Origin of the sequence: Streptomyces albiflavescens (genome assembly GCF_014645835.1) — a bacterium.
In the GTDB taxonomy this organism is placed as follows: Bacteria; Actinomycetota; Actinomycetes; order Streptomycetales; family Streptomycetaceae; genus Streptomyces; species Streptomyces albiflavescens.
On record NZ_BMMM01000004.1, the window covers coordinates 120,848 to 136,889 of the forward strand.

Here is a 16,042-nt window from a genome sequence, read left to right on the forward strand (position 1 = left end):
TTCGAGGTCGCACCCGGATGGCTGTGGCCAGCGGTGACGTCATGCCTAACCTGGATGCATGGACGTGAACGCGGCGGTCGCCGCAGCGGCAGCGATCGCCGGAGTGCTCACCGGTGTCATCGCCATGCTGGCGTTCCGCTGGAGCGAGCGCGACCAGAAACGCCCGACCCGCACTTCGCTGCATACGGACCCGGTGCTTCCGCCGGGTGTCGACACCGTGCTGTCCGTGCTCCGGTCCTCAGCCGTGGTACTCGACGAGGCGGACGCCGTGGTCAAGGCCAGCTCGGCCGCGTACGCCCTCGGGCTGGTGCGCGGCGGCAAGCTGGCCGTCGAGCCGATGCTCCAGATGGCGCGTGACACCCGTCGAGACGGGGAGATACGTCAGGTGGAGCTGGACCTGCCGAGGAGGGGGACGGGGAGGGGGGAAGCCCTCGCCGTCTCCGCGCGCGTGGCGCCGCTCGGCTCCCGGCTCGTGCTGCTCCTCGTGGAGGACCTGACGGAAGCACGCCGCATCGAGGCCGTACGACGCGACTTCGTCGCGAACGTCAGCCATGAGCTCAAGACACCCGTCGGCGCGCTCTCCCTGCTCTCCGAGGCCGTCATGGACGCCTCGGACGACCCGGAGGCCGTCGAGCGCTTCGCCGGACGTATGCAGATAGAGGCCACCCGCCTCACCAACCTCGTACAGGAGCTCATCGACCTCTCCCGGGTCCAGAACGACGACCCGCTGGAGGACGCCGAGCCCGTACGGGTCGACGAACTCGTCGCCGAGGCGATCGACCGCTGCCGCCACCAGGCCGGCACCAAGCAGATCACCATGGCCGCGGGCGGCACCGCCGACCTGAGCATCTGGGGGAACAGGGGCCAGCTGGCCGCCGCCCTCGGAAACCTCGTCGAGAACGCCGTCAACTACTCACCGGCCCGCACCCGCGTCGGCATAGCCGCGCGCCGGGTGACCGGGCCTGGCGGAGACCTCATCGAGATCGCCGTGACCGACCAGGGCATCGGCATCTCGGACAAGGACAAGGAGCGCATCTTCGAGCGCTTCTACCGCGTGGATCCGGCTCGATCCCGCCAGACCGGCGGCACGGGTCTCGGTCTCGCGATCGTCAAGCACGTGGCCGCCTCGCACGCCGGGGAGGTCACGGTGTGGAGCTCCGAGGGTCAGGGCTCCACCTTCACCCTGCGGCTGCCGGAGGCCGGTGCGGCCCGCGACCGCGTGACCGAACACACCATGCCCGGACTCGACGAAGAGGACGAGACCGAGCAGCACGACGGGACGACCACCGTCTCATCCCCGTACGAACCGCTCCCTGCCCCGGAGGTCCTTCCGTGACCCGTGTGCTCGTCGTCGAGGACGAGGAGTCCTTCTCCGACGCCCTGTCGTACATGCTCCGCAAAGAGGGCTTCGAGGTCGCCATCGCGACCACCGGGCCCGACGGACTCGACGAGTTCGAGCGCAACGGCGCCGACCTCGTCCTCCTCGACCTGATGCTGCCGGGGCTGCCCGGCACGGAGGTCTGCCGCCAGCTGCGCGGCCGCTCCAACGTCCCGGTGATCATGGTCACCGCCAAGGACAGCGAGATCGACAAGGTCGTCGGGCTGGAAATAGGAGCCGACGACTACGTCACCAAGCCCTTCTCCTCCCGCGAACTGGTCGCCCGTATCCGGGCCGTCCTGCGCCGCCGCGGGGAGCCGGAGGAGGTCACTCCGGCCGCCCTGGAGGCCGGGCCCGTCCGTATGGACGTCGACCGCCACGTGGTCACCGTCTCCGGCTCCAAGGTCGACCTCCCCCTGAAGGAGTTCGACCTCCTGGAGATGCTGCTGCGCAACGCGGGCCGTGTCCTGACCCGCATGCAGCTCATCGACCGGGTCTGGGGCGCCGACTACGTCGGCGACACCAAGACCCTCGATGTCCACGTCAAGCGCCTGCGCGCCAAGATCGAGCCGGACCCGGGCGCGCCGCGGTACCTGGTGACGGTGCGAGGCCTCGGCTACAAGTTCGAGCCGTAAACCGGCTGCGCGGGACGGCTGCCGGAGCACGACGAAGGGCGGTACCCCCTCTGGAGGGGTCCCGCCCTTCGTGCGTGGTACGAGGATGATCTCGGCGTACGCCGCTCAGTTCCCGGAAGCCGACCCCGAGGCGGTCGCCGTGGCCGTCGCGCTCGACGACGCCGCGTCCGTGGGCGTGCCCGACGCGGACTCGGACGGGGAGCCCGAAGCCGACTCGGACGGCTTGCCGGTCTCGGACCCGGTCGCGGAGGACCCCGGCGCCGCCGGGATGTTGCTCGGGCCCCACTTGGAGAAGTAGCTCTCGGCCGGGACCACGAAGGAGCCCAGCTTCACGTCGCCGGTCTTGCTGAACGTGAACGCGACCTGCTGCACGCTGCCGTCCTTCACGGCCTCGCGACCGTTGGGCAGCACGGCGGAGGCGTTGTCCTTGCCGCCGATCACGAGGGAGCCGCCGGCCGGGACGACGAGCTTGCCGGTGCCCTTGGCCGGCTTGAGCTGGGCGGCCGTGCCGGTCCCCGTGAGGGTGATCGAGTCCAGCGTCTGGTCGGTGCTCCCGTTGTTGAAGAGGGTCGCGGAGACCACGGCCGGGCCGGTCGACTGCAGGTCGGGCTGGGTGATGACCAGGGCGTTCTGGACCTTGATGTCGCCAACGGTGGTCGCCGCGTTGTCCGGCTTGACCTCCAGCGTCTGTGCGTTGCTGCCGGCGCTGCACGCGGCGAGCGAGGCGATCGAGAACGCGATGGCGGCGGCGGCGAGAGCGCCGCGTCGAAGGCTGCTGCTCACGGCGGCGGCAACTCCTTGAACGTGGGCGAAGCAGGGCGACTTCGTTGTAAAGCCGCCCTAAGGGTCTGTCAGCGGCCTTAGGTTACCGAGCCGTTCCCGCGCCACCGCACCCGACCCTCCCCAAGGTCTCGACTTCGTTCGACCAGGGGGTAACCGCACCCAAGCACCGGCGGGCATCGTTGCGCCGTGTGTGCGCCCCGTCCCGCGGGTACTTCATCGCCGTCCCATGAACTACTTTGGCGACGTACTGGTCCGCCATTCACATAAGTACCCCCGGCATCCGCTTGCGGATTTCACGTATGGAATGCGTGGCGGTCCAGAAAATGGATCTTCGGCCCGAGAACGGTGACCGTGATCAATTCCGGATTCGTCTCGTACTCGGCTCCGGTCACCGAACGGAGTAGCGGAAGTCGCACTCTTGGAGCCGGACAAACCGGTACGTTCGGACCCTGGTCAGCCGCTTCCGATGTGTGTAACGTGCGCGTTTCACTTCCCTTGAACAGCCGCTCCGACCTGCGAATACCCTCTTCCGCTCACCCCTCGCAGCACGTTCCTGTTGCGGTTGTCAAGCCCCGAGATATGCCCTGACCTGCGAAAACGCCATTCAGAAGACGCCGTATCCGTGTTACCCTGGATAGCCACGGAAGGGGTACCTGTCACATGACGTTCAAGGTTGGCGACACCGTGGTCTATCCCCATCACGGGGCCGCGCTGATCGAGGCCATCGAAACTCGCCAGATCAAAGGCGTGGACAAGACCTACTTGGTGCTGAAGGTCGCCCAGGGCGACCTGACGGTGCGTGTGCCAGCGGACAATGCGGAGTTCGTCGGCGTGCGTGATGTGGTCGGTCAGGACGGGCTGGACCGGGTCTTCGAGGTGCTGCGCGCGCCGTACGCCGAGGAGCCCACGAACTGGTCGCGTCGTTACAAGGCAAATCTGGAGAAGCTCGCCTCCGGCGATGTCATCAAGGTCGCGGAAGTCGTGCGTGACCTGTGGCGTCGTGAGCGTGAGCGTGGACTCTCCGCCGGTGAGAAGCGCATGCTCGCCAAGGCCCGCCAGATCCTGGTGAGCGAGCTCGCCCTCGCGGAGAACACGAACGAGGACAAGGCCGAGGCCCTGCTCGACGAGGTTCTCGCGTCCTGACGCAGGCAGTCGCCGAGGCGGTCGTCGTCCCGGCGTACACAGTCGCCGAGACGGCAGTCGTCTTGACGTACGCACAAGCCCGCGCAGCTGCGCAGTGAAATGCCGCGGTGCCCGATGACGCAATTGCTGTCGCCGGGCGCTGCGGCATGTTCGTACCCGCTTCGTCCTCGCGCCCACTCGGTATACCGGATGTTCACTCGGTATACGTATACCGGTGTATCCGATACCTGGTGTACCGGGCCCGGGCAGCCGACTCGACCGGATGTCACGGAAGGGTCCCCGGTCAAGGCGTCGCGCCCGGCACTCCCCCAGCTCTCCGAGCAGGGGGTACCCCCAGGCCATACCCACCCCGGCCGAGCACACAAACCTGACAGGAACCGATGTCTGACGATTCGCGCCCTTCGCTTTCGGGATCGCGTACGGCGGCGGTGATTCCGGCCGCCGGCCGGGGCGTGCGCCTCGGCCCCGGCGCCCCCAAGGCGCTCCGCGCGCTGAACGGCACCCCGATGCTCATTCACGCGGTCCGCGCGATGGCCGCGTCCCGAGCCGTCTCGCTGGTCGTCGTCGTGGCCCCGCCCGACGGCGCGGCCGAGGTGAAGACCCTGCTCGACGCGCACGCGCTGCCCGAGCGCACCGACTTCCTGGTCGTCCCCGGCGGAGACAGCCGCCAGGAGTCCGTGAAGTACGGGCTCGACGCGCTGCCGCCCGGCATCGACATCGTTCTCGTGCACGACGCGGCCCGGCCGCTCGTGCCCGTCGACACCGTGGACGCCGTCATCGAGGCCGTACGGGAGGGGGCTCCCGCCGTCGTACCGGCGCTGCCCCTCGCCGACACCGTCAAGGAGGTCGAGCCCGCGGCCGTCGCCGGTGCGCCGGAGCCCGTCGTGGCGACACCCGAGCGGGCGCGGCTGCGCGCCGTGCAGACACCGCAGGGGTTCGACCGCGCGACGCTCGTACGCGCCCACGAGACCGTCACCGACAATGTGACCGACGACGCGAGCATGGTCGAGCAGCTGGGGCTGCGGGTGGTCGTGGTGCCCGGGCACGAGGAGGCGTTCAAGGTGACGCGCCCGCTGGATCTCGTACTCGCGGAGGCGGTTCTGGCGCGGCGGAGGCTGAACGATGGGTTCTGAGCGGCCTGATGTGCCTGTGCTGCCGCAGGTCGGCATCGGTACCGACATTCACGCCTTCGAGGACGGGCGGGAGCTGTGGTGTGCCGGGTTGCTGTGGGAGGGGGAGGGGCCCGGGCTCGCGGGGCACTCCGACGCGGACGTCGTCGCGCATGCCGCGTGCAACGCGCTGTTCTCCGCTGCCGGGCTCGGTGATCTCGGCGCCCACTTCGGGACCGGGCGGCCCGAGTGGTCCGGGGCCTCGGGCGTCACGCTGCTGACGGAGGCCGCGCGGATCGTGCGGGCGGCGGGGTTCGTCATCGGCAATGTCGCCGTGCAGGTCGTCGGGCCGCGTCCGAAGATCGGGAAGCGGCGGGACGAGGCGCAGAAGATTCTGTCGGACGCGGTGGGGGCGCCGGTGTCGGTCTCCGGCGCCACGACGGACGGTCTTGGTTTCCCCGGGCGGGACGAGGGACTGATGGCGGTGGCCACGGCGCTGGTGGTACGGGCGAGCTGAGCGGGGGGTTCGTTCGCCCCTCCGCCCCTGCCTTCCCCCAACCCCCCGCTTCGGCCTGAACGGCCGCGTCCTCGAACGCCGGACGGGCTGAAAGGCAACGCCCGACGTCAGCGATGGCCCCCGTATGTCACGAATACGTGCCCCTTGGGGCGGAGGGTCGCGGGGCACTGCCCAGGGCCCACTACCCTGGAGTGGTGACTATTCGCCTGTACGACACCAGCGCCCGGCAGATCCGTGACTTCACCCCGCTCGTGCCGGGTTGCGTCTCGATCTACCTGTGTGGCGCCACCGTGCAGGCCGCACCGCACATCGGACACATCCGCTCGGGCCTCAACTTCGACATCATGCGCCGCTGGTTCGAGTACCGCGGCTATGACGTGACGTTCATCAGGAACGTCACGGACATCGACGACAAGATCATCACCAAGTCGGCCGACCAGGGCCGCCCTTGGTGGTCGATCGGGTACGAGAACGAGCGGGCGTTCAACGACGGTTACGACGTGCTCGGGTGCCTCCCCCCGACCTACGAACCGCGCGCCACCGGGCACATCACCGAGATGATCGAGATGATGCGCGGCCTCATCGAACGCGGTCACGCGTACGAGGCCGACGGGAACGTCTACTTCGACGTGCGGTCCTTTCCCGAGTACCTCCGGCTGTCCAACCAGGAACTGGACAACCTGCTCCAGCCGTCCGGCGAGGGCGAGACCGGCAAGCGGGACGCACGCGACTTCGCGATGTGGAAGGCCGCCAAGCCGGGGGAGCCGAGTTGGGAGACGCCGTGGGGACGCGGGCGTCCCGGCTGGCACCTGGAGTGCTCGGCCATGGCGCACAAGTACCTGGGCTCCGCCTTCGACATTCACGGCGGCGGACTCGATCTGATCTTCCCGCACCACGAGAACGAGATCGCGCAGGCCAAGGCCTTCGGCGACGAGTTCGCCAAGTACTGGGTGCACAACGCCTGGGTCACCATGAGCGGCGAGAAGATGTCGAAGTCCCTCGGGAATTCGGTCCTCGTGAGCGAAATGGTCAAGACGTGGCGGCCGATCGTCCTCCGCTACTACCTCGGCACCCCGCACTACCGCTCGATGATCGAGTACAGCGAAGAGGCCCTGCGCGAGGCCGAGTCGGCGTTCGCGCGGATCGAGGGCTTCGTGCAGCGGGTGGTGGAGAAGGCCGGGGGAGTCGTCGAGCCCGCGCCCGAGGTGCCGCCCGCCTTCGCCGAGGCCATGGACGACGACCTGGGTGTGCCGCAGGCGCTCGCCGTGGTGCACACGACCGTGCGGCAGGGGAACTCCGCCCTCGCCGCCGACGACAAGGAAGCCGCCGTCGCCCGCCTCGCCGAGGTACGGGCCATGCTCGGCGTCCTCGGTCTCGACCCGCTCGACCCGCACTGGGCCGGTGAGGGTGACCGGGGCGAGGATCTGCACGGCGTCGTCGACACCCTCGTACGCCTCGTGCTCCAGCAGCGTGAGGCGGCGCGCAGCCGTAAGGACTGGACGACCGCCGATGCCATCCGGGACCAGCTCAACCAGTCCGGTCTCGTGATCGAGGACGGCCCGCAGGGGCCGCGCTGGACGCTCGGGCCGCGCTGAGCGTTTCTTGATCGATTGTGCCGCCCGGCTCTCCGGGCGGCACACTCATATACGACACTCGAAATACGTACGTACGCACGCTTCACACAGACAGGTAGGTCATGGCCGCTAACAACCGCCGCATGTCCGGCAAGAAGGGCGCGCAGGTCGGCAGTGGCGGCCAGCGACGCCGGGGCCTGGAAGGCAAGGGCCCGACCCCGCCCGCCGAGATGCGCAAGGGGCACAAGAAGAACCGCATCGCCACCTCCAAGGCCAAGCAGACCGCGCGCCGTCCCGCGCCGCGCGGCCGCGGCGGCAAGGGCACGTCCGAGATGGTCGTCGGGCGCAACCCCGTGGTCGAGGCGCTGCGCGAGGGCGTGCCCGCCGTCACGCTCTACGTCCAGCAGTTCATCGACAACGACGAGCGGGTACGGGAAGCTCTTCAGCTCGCCGGCGAGCGTGGTGGCATCCACCTCATGGAGGCGCCGCGCCCCGAGCTCGACCGTATGACCAACGGGCTCAACCACCAGGGTCTCGTCCTCCAGGTCCCGCCGTACGAGTACGCACACCCGGAGGACCTCGCCGCCGCCGCGTACGACGAGGGCCAGGACCCGCTGATCGTCGCCCTCGACGGGGTGACCGACCCGCGCAACCTCGGTGCCGTCGTCCGGTCCGTCTCCGCCTTCGGTGGGCACGGTGTCGTCGTGCCCGAGCGGCGCGCGGCCGGCATGACCGCCGGTGCCTGGAAGACGTCCGCCGGTACCGCGGCCCGTACGCCCGTCGCCCGGGCCGCCAACCTGACGCGGGCCCTCGAGGCGTACAAGAAGGCGGGCCTCATGGTGGTCGGCCTCGCCGCGGACGGTGAGGTCGAACTCGGCGAGCTGGAGGCCCTGGGCGGCCCCGTCGTCATCGTCGTCGGCAGCGAGGGCAAGGGGCTGTCGCGGCTCGTCGGCGAGACCTGCGACTTCCGGGTGCGGATTCCGATGCCGGGTGGCGCGGAGTCGCTGAACGCCGGTGTGGCAGCGGGAGTTGTGCTGTACGAGGCGTCGCGCCGCCGCGCCTGAAGCGCCTGAACAGCCGCGCCGGGTGGGCCCGGCGCGGCTGAACGGATGTGCGCGGAGTCACCCGTGCAGGACAATCCGGACGACCGTGATGACCTTGACGCGGTCCGGACAGATCGGCGCGGTCAAAGCAGTGTCCTAAACACACATCACTCGGTTAGATGAGTGTGGACACCAGAACACCCCGCACACCCACGGGGGACCGCTCGTCGGGATTCGACGACGCTCCCGCGCTGAGCATGGTGAAGGTGCCGAGCGATCCGGCGCAGGTCATCGTCAATCATGCGAGCTTCCGCGTGCAGCTAGGCGCCGCGCCGCGGAACCAATCCTCGCGTCCCGCACGGCACTTGAGCTCCACCGGCGACACCGCGCGGTTCCCCGTCGGCGGTACGGCGGGCAGAGCGGGCGCGGCCGGTTCGGCCGCCGGGGCCCGCCGCCGCGCCCCAGTCGTCTGGAGCGGGAGGTCTGCGCCGGACGACACGGGCGCCCACCGGCTGCTGCAGGCCGTACGGAGTACAAGCCTGCGCCATGGCGCGGTCGATCCGGCGGGCGACGCCGGCGCGACCCAGGTCATTCCGCGCTTCGACGAGCATGGCTACGACGCGGACCTGACCGTCGAGACGATCGAGACGCCCCTCGTCGGCAGCCAGCGCACCCACTCTCCCGAAACCGGCGCGACCCGCCTGCTGCCGCACATGCGCACGGTGGGCAGCGCGTACGACGAACCGGCCTACACGGGCGGCGTATTCGAAGAGGACGCCTTCGAGGACGAGGTCTTCGAGGACGAGGTCTTCGAGGACGAGAAGGAGAACGGCGAGGCGCACGTCAGGCGCCATGCCGCAGACCCTGTCCGGCATGCCTACTACCCCGGCCGCCGCATGAACCTCGGGGTCGTGCTGCTCCCGCTGCGCGTCTTCCTCGGGTTCATCTCCATCTACGCCGGCATGGGCAAGCTCTGCGACCCCGTCTACTTCGACGGCGGCAAGCGCGGCTCCATGGTGAAGTGGCTCAACACCCTGCACCCGTGGGAAGTCGCCGAGCCACTACGGCAGTTCGCGCTCCAGCACCCCGTCGGCGCCGGGCTCGTCATCGCCTTCTTCCAGGTCATCGTGGGCGTGCTCACGGTGCTCGGCCTGTGGCAGCGGGTCGCCGCCGTCGTCGGCGCGATGCTGTCGGCCGCGCTCATCGTCACCGTCAGCTGGAAGACGGTGCCCGCCTACGACGCCCCGGACATCATCTACCTCGCCGCCTGGTCCCCGCTGATCATCGCGGGCGCCCCCGTCTACTCCGTCGACGGACGCCTGGCGAGCGAGGCGTGGCGCAGGCTCGGGCCGCGTGCCGACATCTGGGAGCTGCGGCACCGAGTGCTGCGCCGCGGCGCGCTCGTCTCGGCCATCGTCGTGGGCCTCACGCTGCTCATCGGCTCGCTCCTCGGCGGCGCCGTCCGCGACGCCGACCGGGTCGTCGTCCCGGGCCCCGGCGAGGCCCCGCGCAACGAACTGCCCGGCTCCCCGCTCCCCGAGACGCCCGGCAAGCGCCACCACAAGGCCACCCCGTCGGCCTCCGAGGCGCCCACCCAGGGCAGCTCCTCGTCCCCGTCGGGCGCGGCCACCACACCGGGCGCGGTCGGCGAGACCGGCACGGTCAGCAGCGGGCCCAGCCAGACGGCGGGCACCACCGGCCAGGCCCCGCCCCAGCAGTCCTCACCGGTGCACCAGGCCCCGAGCACCAGCGCGGGCCCGACGTCCAGCGGCGGCACGTCGACCGGCGGCTCCTCGGGCGGCGGCTCGACGGACGGCGGCTCCGGCAGCGGCGGCTCCTCCGGGCAGCCGGGGCTGGTGGGTGGTCTGTTGGGGTAGGTGGGCCGGTGGGCGGCATCCTGAAGCAGCCCACCGGCTGATACGACGACGAAGGGGTCCCACACGGTCGACGTGCGGGACCCCTTCGACGTACCGGACGTGTCTAACGCCCCAGCGCGGCGAGCTCCTTCGCCGCTTCCTGCAGATCCTTCGCCGTGTCGATGGCGCGCCAGTACGCGCCCTGGGGGATCGGGAAGCCGGCCAGGCGGCGTTCGCGGGCCAGCCTGGGGAACGTGGTGCGCTCGTGGTCGCCGCGCTCGGGGAGCATGTCCGCGAACTCGGCGGAGAAGACGTAGACGCCCGCGTTGATCTCGTACGTGGTGGGCGGGGACTCGATGAAGTCCGTCACGCGGCCGAAGCCGTCCGTCTTGACGGCGCCCCACGGGATGCGGGGGCGGGCGAGGGCGAGGGTCGCGGCCGCGTCGCGCTCGGTGTGGAAGTCCGCCATGTCGCGCAGCGAGAACCGGGTCCAGATGTCGCCGTTCGTCGCGTACCACGGCTGGTCGGGGTGGGGGAGGTGCGCGGCGGCGTACTTGAGGCCGCCGCCGCGGCCGAGGGGCTCCGTCTCGACGACCGTCTTGACGTTGACGGGCAGGTCGGCAGACTCCAGCCACTTCTGGAGGACCTCCGCGAGGTGGCCGCAGGACACGACGACATCGGTCACGCCCTCTTCGGCGAGCCAGGTCAGCTGGTGGCCGATGATCGGGGTCCCGGTGCCGGGGATCTCGACCATCGGCTTGGGCCGGTCGTCGGTGTAGGGACGCAGCCGGGAGCCCTGGCCGCCGGCCAGGACAACGGCTTGAACGGGGCGCGACGCGGCGTTCGGATCGGTCATGACCGGAACTGTACGTGGCGCCCCGCTCGCGGCTTCTGGCGGCAACCGTTCCTTAATCAGCCGTTACCCGGCGGTCCCGAATCGGCCGCTTCATGGCGGTCGGAGCTAAGCGGCCAGAAAGGCCGTGGGTCAGAAGTGCGTGGCCGCGACCCCCGAGGCGAAGGACGTGTCGCAGACGGGGCGGGCGAAGGACTGGGCGCGCGTCGGGCCGTACGCGCGGACGGCGGCGCGGCCCAGGGCGCGGGCGATGGCGACGCAGTGCTTCGCGAGTGACGGGCGCTCGTTCACCGCCTCCTGGAGGTGGGTGAGCGCGACGCCCGGGTTCTTCTCCTGGAGCTCCAGCAGAAGCTTGTCGCGCAGGACCTCCTGTGGGGCGCGGGTGACCGCTCGCGTGGAGACGTCCTCGGAGGATGCGGTGAGCACTGAGCTCGAGGGATTCCCCGACCAGTTGACTCGGGTGACCGCGAGGGTCCCGGAGAGCACCAGGACGACAGGCAGAACGAGGGCGAGGGTGCGGCCGATCCGGCGGGCGGGGCCACGGCCGGGCCGGGTCCGTTGGTTAGTGGTGGAGTGCTTCACGCGAGTGAGGGTAGCGCGGGGTGATGATTTGGCGACATTTAGTCACCGGTTCGGGGGATAAGGAAGCGGCGATTTTTGGGTAGTGCGTTGACGCACAGGTATCGAAACGTCCGGTCTGCCGGGGTATTTGTCGACAACGAAGAGGGCCCCGCAGCAGGCTGCGGGGCCCTCTTCGTCAACTTGGGTGAATTCCACCCCTACGGGGTGTTGGAGCGACCTCTGGGTGTTGATGCCGCCTTGGGCGCGTCAGGCGCGTCAGGCGGCGCATCGGTCGCGTCAGTCGGAGAGGCGCTCGCCCGTCGAGGTCGAGAACACGTGGGTCTCGCCCGGACGCGGCACGACGTGCAGCGTGGCGCCCTTCTCCGGTACCGCGCGGCCGCTGACGCGGACGACGAGGTCCTTGAGGTCGTCGCCGACCTTGGCGCTGCCGTAGACGTAGCCGTCGGCGCCGAGCTCCTCGACGACGTTCACCGAGACGGCGAGGCCGGCCGGAGCGTCCTCGGTGTCCTTCGACAGCGACTTGGCGGCCTCGCCGTTGTGCTCGACGATGTCGAAGTGCTCGGGGCGGACGCCGACGGTGACCGTGCGGTCGCCCTTGTCGGCGGCGGCCTTGAGCGCCTCGCGGTTGACCGGGACGACGCTGTTGCCGAACTTCACGCCGCCGTCGGTGATCGGGACCTCGACGAGGTTCATCGCGGGGGAGCCGATGAAGCCGGCCACGAACAGGTTCGCCGGGCGATCGTACATGTTGCGCGGCGAGTCGACCTGCTGGAGCAGACCGTCCTTGAGTACGGCCACGCGGTCGCCCATGGTCATGGCCTCGACCTGGTCGTGGGTGACGTACACGGTGGTGATGCCGAGGCGGCGCTGCAGCGAGGCGATCTGCGTACGGGTCGAGACACGGAGCTTGGCGTCGAGGTTCGACAGCGGCTCGTCCATGAGGAAGACCTGGGGCTCACGCACGATGGCGCGGCCCATGGCGACACGCTGGCGCTGACCGCCGGAGAGGGCCTTCGGCTTGCGGCCGAGGTACTCGGTGAGGTCGAGGATCTTCGCCGCGTCCTCGACCTTCTGGCGGATCTCGGCCTTCGGGACACCGGCGATCTTGAGCGCGAAGCCCATGTTGTCGGCGACCGTCATGTGCGGGTAGAGCGCGTAGTTCTGGAACACCATGGCGATGTCCCGGTCCTTGGGCGGCAGGTGTGTGACGTCGCGGTCACCGATGCGGATGGCGCCGGCGTTCACGTCCTCGAGCCCCGCGAGCATGCGGAGCGAGGTGGACTTGCCGCAGCCGGAGGGACCGACGAGGACGAGGAACTCGCCGTCCTCGATGTCGATCTCCAGAGCATCGACGGCGGGCTTCTCGGAACCCGGGTAGATCCGGGTTGCCTTGTCGAACGAGACAGTGGCCATGGTGATGGGCCCCCTTCACCGGCAGGAACGTGCCGGACGATCCGTTGTAAAGGTGGTGGTGTAGTCCACAAGAGTGAACTGGGTCAGGACGGTACCTGGCGTTCACTCGGTCTGTCAGTACCTGTGGCCCTGTGAACTTCGCGGAAATTTTCGACAGGACACGGCTGGGACCTGGGTACACTGCACGGGCGTGCCTGCGTGCACGCCGGGCACGCACGCGTGCAGGCCTCCTTAGCTCAGCTGGTCAGAGCGCCGCTCTTGTAAAGCGAAGGTCGTCGGTTCGAATCCGACAGGGGGCTCTCCTGCCCAGCAGCACCAACGCCCCGGCCGATGATCGGTCCGGGGCGTTCGACGTCCACAGGTGACGTCAACCGGGGCGGTCACCCACGGTCGAGGCGGCGCCTGAGTAGGCGATCGGCTATCGGACGCACAGCCGTACCACCAGGCCGGCGTGATCGGACGGCCACAGGCCCGTGGGAGTCCGGTCCCTCACCTTGTCTCCGATCAGGTCGGCGGAGACGGCAGAAAGGTGTGTGGGCTGGTAGAAGACGTAGTCGATGCGCTCGCTGAGTTTGGACGGCAGGTTGCGCAGATCGGGGTCCTGAACGGCGGTGAATCCACCCCCGGGGCCGTGGACGGTCCGCCAGGCGTCGTCGTAGCCACCGGCGGTGAACGTGCCGTACGGTCCGGTCGCTTCGGGCAGGGCGTTGAAGTCGCCGAGAGCGGTGACGGGATACGGCGACTGTGCCAGCGCGGCGTACAACTCCTGCGCCTGGGCGTTTCGAATGGGCGGCACCCCTGGCTGCAGGTGTGTGGTGGCCACCCGCACCCGTGTCGGCTTGCCCTTGACAGCGACGTCCACCGCGGACCAGCCCCTCGCGGTGGTGAAGGTGACTCCGAACGGGGTGGTGACGACGAGCTTCGCGGCATAGAGGTGCGACTGCGCGTTCGTCACCGGGAGTCCGTCCTGTACCAGGATCGCGTCCCGGTTCGTGAAACTCGCCCGTTCGGTGGCACTGATCGGCAGGGTGGTGGTGCCGGTGTTGTCGACCGCGGCGGCCCGGTAGTGGAGACCGGCCCGGCGCAGCTCGCGGAGCAGGATGTCCAGGAAGTCATAAGTGGTGTGGAGGGGACCGGTCAGCGGGCCCTTCTTCCACAGGGCCACCTCCTGCAGGCCGATGACCTCGGGGCGCTCCTTCCTGAGCAGGCGCGAGATGGCCCGGGCGCGGGACGGGAAGTCGGTGGCGACCACCTGGTCGTAGGCGATCCCGGCTCGCTCGACGAGCTCCTGCGGGGTCTGCGCAAGGGCCAGAGGCGCGAGGTCGGCGCCCAGATAGATGTTGTACGTGGCGACCTTGAGCTGCCGCGTTCCGGCCTGAGCCGGCGCGGCCAGGCCCAGTGTCGCGGCAACCAGCCCCACGGCGACCAGAAGTGACGCCCATCTGCGTGCCATTCGCTTCTCCTCTCACCGCCCAGGTCAGATCACGCCGTCCGGAGCCTCACGCCATCCCGGATCCGCTCATACTGTCCTGAACTATCCGATAAAGTCATGTACTCGCATGATTGGGCGGACGTGAGTGAGAGAGCCCGTGGGTCAGACGGTCGCCGCTCAGAATCACTCGTCTTCGTGACAGCAACAGCAGCAACAGCAGCAACACCGAACACCGAAGAAAACCGAACGTGACGAGCGGCGGATCGCTGCCTGGAAGGACGAGCAGTGGCCCGTCATAAAAGGCGGGCGGCGGACCTGGGCGCCTGGCTCTGCTTCGAGGATGAGGCCGGGCAGGGCCTGAGGCGCCCCAAGGGCCGCGCCTGGGGCCGGCGCGGACGCACTCCTGTGGCGCGGGTGACCGCCCCCGGCGCCAAGCCGCCATCCACGATTACCCTCTCAGGGCCGGGCTTTCCACCTTCGCGACCGTTACCGTATCTCGATTCTCATGCTCCGGCGGCATTTCCGTCGACCAGGCTTTTTTCAGCCGCAAAGCCGGAGATTCAATGAGATGCCAAGAGATGACAGCCATGACGCCTGCGGTCACCGCCGACAGAAGGAAGTACGGAAGAAACCCCCACCGGGTGAAATTGGCAGCCGAGAGCAACTGCTGGATGGGAAATGCGAAAATGTAGATCCCGTACGAGTAGTCACTCTTCTTGCCGATTTTTCGTAGCGGGATCGGCGCGCGCATCGCAGCCCAGAGAAGTAGGTACGCGTACGCCGGCAGCCCAATCACAGAGAAGCATCCGTAGCGGGCAGAAAGTAGGAAGGCCACGGCACATACCACGGCAAGTGCGGTGTTCATCGGGAGATATTCACGGTAGAGCTCCGCAAGAGCCCCCAACGCGAACATGAAACACAACGCGAGCAGGTAGCCGGCAAAGATGTTTCCCAGAAACGGCATATCAAGACTGCCGCGGTTCAGTGCATACGTGGGAGCTCGAAAGAGAGGATAAGTAATTGCCTCCATGACCAAAGCGCCGAACAGGAAGGACGTCAACAGCAGTACGGCCCAACGCGCCCTGCGCAGCACCCCGAATGCGGCCAGAAGTGCCACACCCACATAACAAAGCGACTCGTAGGAGAGTGACCAGAGGGATCCATTGAAGACTCCCCGGAATGGTACTGTCCCCAGAAGGCCAGAAATTCCCGGCTGGTGGATGCCGACGGACCAGTTCGAGGAAAGATACGCCCAAGGGCCGGCAGCGTGATTCCAGAACTCACCGTTCGGCATTTTTTCAATCGTCGCCACCAAGGGGGCGAAGCCCATCGCGGTGACCGCCAGGGCGAACCAGAATCCTGGAAGGATCCGCAACGCGCGGTGCCAGAAGAATCGGACGGGGCTGAGGCGGAATGCGCTTCGAGTAATAAGAAGACCGGAGATCACGAAGAATCCGCAGACTGCCAAGGTGCCGACGTCCGTCTGCCCTCGACACAGAGACAGCCCCAGGTTTTCTTCTCCGAAACCCAGCGGAAATGAATGTGATGCCACGACCGCCAGGGCCAGGAGCAGTCGCAATCCACCAAATCCGTTACTGGTCGACCAAACACTTGCAAGAGTCCTGACATCCTTAGGTGACATCAGCTGCTTATCCTAACTCTGCGGCAAGTCGGGAAGGGGTGGCGCTAGTCGATGGAGCGCACCGTAGCGGCTCCCCCTTGAG

The 16,042-nt window shown here is 68.6% G+C and carries 14 protein-coding genes, 1 tRNA gene and 1 pseudogene; 10 read left to right on the forward strand and 6 right to left on the reverse strand.

The window, feature by feature from the left end:
- The first annotated feature begins 58 nt into the window (after positions 1-58).
- On the forward strand, positions 59-1,336 hold the full coding sequence (phoR, locus tag IEY95_RS12955; RefSeq protein WP_189186132.1) for a two-component system sensor histidine kinase PhoR: 1,278 nt from the start codon (positions 59-61) through the stop codon (positions 1,334-1,336).
- A gap of 5 nt (positions 1,337-1,341) precedes the next feature.
- Positions 1,342-2,013: a two-component system response regulator PhoP gene (gene phoP / locus IEY95_RS12960; protein WP_010985401.1), complete on the forward strand. Its 672-nt coding sequence runs from the start codon at positions 1,342-1,344 to the stop codon at positions 2,011-2,013.
- Between the two features lie 105 nt (positions 2,014-2,118).
- Here phoP and IEY95_RS12965 read toward each other — a convergent pair whose 3' ends face one another.
- Positions 2,119-2,796, reverse strand: coding sequence for a DUF461 domain-containing protein (locus IEY95_RS12965; protein WP_189186133.1), 678 nt, complete (start codon positions 2,794-2,796; stop codon positions 2,119-2,121).
- Between the two features lie 660 nt (positions 2,797-3,456).
- On the opposite strand from IEY95_RS12965, the gene IEY95_RS12970 reads away from it, so the two are divergent.
- From IEY95_RS12970 to IEY95_RS12995, 6 genes are all read left to right on the forward strand, one after another.
- Positions 3,457-3,939 carry a CarD family transcriptional regulator gene (locus IEY95_RS12970; protein WP_003953493.1) on the forward strand — a complete coding sequence of 161 codons (483 nt, stop codon included), beginning with the start codon at positions 3,457-3,459 and terminating at the stop codon, positions 3,937-3,939.
- Positions 3,940-4,319: 380 nt separating this feature from the next.
- A complete protein-coding gene (ispD, locus tag IEY95_RS12975; protein ID WP_189186134.1) occupies positions 4,320-5,072 on the forward strand; it encodes a 2-C-methyl-D-erythritol 4-phosphate cytidylyltransferase in 753 nt (250 codons plus the stop codon).
- On the forward strand, positions 5,062-5,565 hold the full coding sequence (gene ispF / locus IEY95_RS12980) for a 2-C-methyl-D-erythritol 2,4-cyclodiphosphate synthase (RefSeq protein ID WP_189186135.1): 504 nt from the start codon (positions 5,062-5,064) through the stop codon (positions 5,563-5,565). The genes ispD and ispF overlap by 11 nt, the downstream gene beginning before the upstream one ends.
- Positions 5,566-5,759: 194 nt before the next feature.
- Positions 5,760-7,160, forward strand: a complete 1,401-nt coding sequence (cysS, locus tag IEY95_RS12985) for a cysteine--tRNA ligase (RefSeq protein ID WP_189186136.1) — start codon at positions 5,760-5,762, stop codon at positions 7,158-7,160.
- A gap of 101 nt (positions 7,161-7,261) precedes the next feature.
- On the forward strand, positions 7,262-8,203 hold the full coding sequence (gene rlmB, locus IEY95_RS12990; RefSeq protein ID WP_189186137.1) for a 23S rRNA (guanosine(2251)-2'-O)-methyltransferase RlmB: 942 nt from the start codon (positions 7,262-7,264) through the stop codon (positions 8,201-8,203).
- A 158-nt stretch (positions 8,204-8,361) separates the two neighbouring features.
- Positions 8,362-10,059, forward strand: coding sequence for a DoxX family protein (locus IEY95_RS12995; protein ID WP_229702866.1), 1,698 nt, complete (start codon positions 8,362-8,364; stop codon positions 10,057-10,059).
- Positions 10,060-10,162: 103 nt separating this feature from the next.
- Here the strand turns inward: IEY95_RS12995 and IEY95_RS13000 are convergent, their stop codons facing one another.
- From IEY95_RS13000 to IEY95_RS13010, 3 genes are all read right to left on the reverse strand, one after another.
- Entirely contained in the window at positions 10,163-10,894 is a 732-nt protein-coding gene (locus IEY95_RS13000; protein ID WP_189186138.1) for a nucleotidyltransferase family protein, read from the reverse strand.
- A 129-nt stretch (positions 10,895-11,023) separates the two neighbouring features.
- Positions 11,024-11,473, reverse strand: coding sequence for a hypothetical protein (locus IEY95_RS13005; protein ID WP_189186139.1), 450 nt, complete (start codon positions 11,471-11,473; stop codon positions 11,024-11,026).
- 276 nt (positions 11,474-11,749) lie between these two features.
- Positions 11,750-12,886 carry an ABC transporter ATP-binding protein gene (locus IEY95_RS13010; protein ID WP_189186140.1) on the reverse strand — a complete coding sequence of 379 codons (1,137 nt, stop codon included), beginning with the start codon at positions 12,884-12,886 and terminating at the stop codon, positions 11,750-11,752.
- A 225-nt stretch (positions 12,887-13,111) separates the two neighbouring features.
- Between IEY95_RS13010 and IEY95_RS13015 the strand changes: the two genes are divergently transcribed.
- Positions 13,112-13,185, forward strand: a tRNA-Thr gene (locus IEY95_RS13015).
- 119 nt (positions 13,186-13,304) lie between these two features.
- Here the strand turns inward: IEY95_RS13015 and IEY95_RS13020 are convergent.
- On the reverse strand, positions 13,305-14,339 hold the full coding sequence (locus tag IEY95_RS13020) for an endonuclease/exonuclease/phosphatase family protein (RefSeq protein ID WP_189186141.1): 1,035 nt from the start codon (positions 14,337-14,339) through the stop codon (positions 13,305-13,307).
- 214 nt (positions 14,340-14,553) lie between these two features.
- On the opposite strand from IEY95_RS13020, the pseudogene IEY95_RS51050 reads away from it, so the two are divergent.
- Positions 14,554-14,774, forward strand: a pseudogene (locus IEY95_RS51050) (IS630 family transposase); the annotation flags it as partial.
- Here IEY95_RS51050 and IEY95_RS13025 read toward each other — a convergent pair.
- Entirely contained in the window at positions 14,767-15,960 is a 1,194-nt protein-coding gene (locus IEY95_RS13025) for an acyltransferase family protein (RefSeq protein ID WP_444544763.1), read from the reverse strand. The pseudogene IEY95_RS51050 and the gene IEY95_RS13025 overlap by 8 nt on opposite strands.
- Between the last annotated feature and the right edge of the window lie 82 nt (positions 15,961-16,042).

Coding starts and splice junctions, on each gene's coding strand:
- ispF (WP_189186135.1), top strand. CDS start 5,062: ATGGGTTCTGAGCGGCCTGATGTGCCTGTGCTGCCGCAGGTCGGCATC.
- IEY95_RS12995 (WP_229702866.1), top strand. CDS start 8,362: ATGAGTGTGGACACCAGAACACCCCGCACACCCACGGGGGACCGCTCG.
- rlmB (WP_189186137.1), top strand. CDS start 7,262: ATGGCCGCTAACAACCGCCGCATGTCCGGCAAGAAGGGCGCGCAGGTC.
- IEY95_RS12970 (WP_003953493.1), top strand. CDS start 3,457: ATGACGTTCAAGGTTGGCGACACCGTGGTCTATCCCCATCACGGGGCC.
- IEY95_RS13000 (WP_189186138.1), bottom strand. CDS start 10,894: ATGACCGATCCGAACGCCGCGTCGCGCCCCGTTCAAGCCGTTGTCCTG.
- IEY95_RS13010 (WP_189186140.1), bottom strand. CDS start 12,886: ATGGCCACTGTCTCGTTCGACAAGGCAACCCGGATCTACCCGGGTTCC.
- ispD (WP_189186134.1), top strand. CDS start 4,320: ATGTCTGACGATTCGCGCCCTTCGCTTTCGGGATCGCGTACGGCGGCG.
- IEY95_RS13025 (WP_444544763.1), bottom strand. CDS start 15,960: ATGTCACCTAAGGATGTCAGGACTCTTGCAAGTGTTTGGTCGACCAGT.
- IEY95_RS13020 (WP_189186141.1), bottom strand. CDS start 14,339: ATGGCACGCAGATGGGCGTCACTTCTGGTCGCCGTGGGGCTGGTTGCC.
- phoR (WP_189186132.1), top strand. CDS start 59: ATGGACGTGAACGCGGCGGTCGCCGCAGCGGCAGCGATCGCCGGAGTG.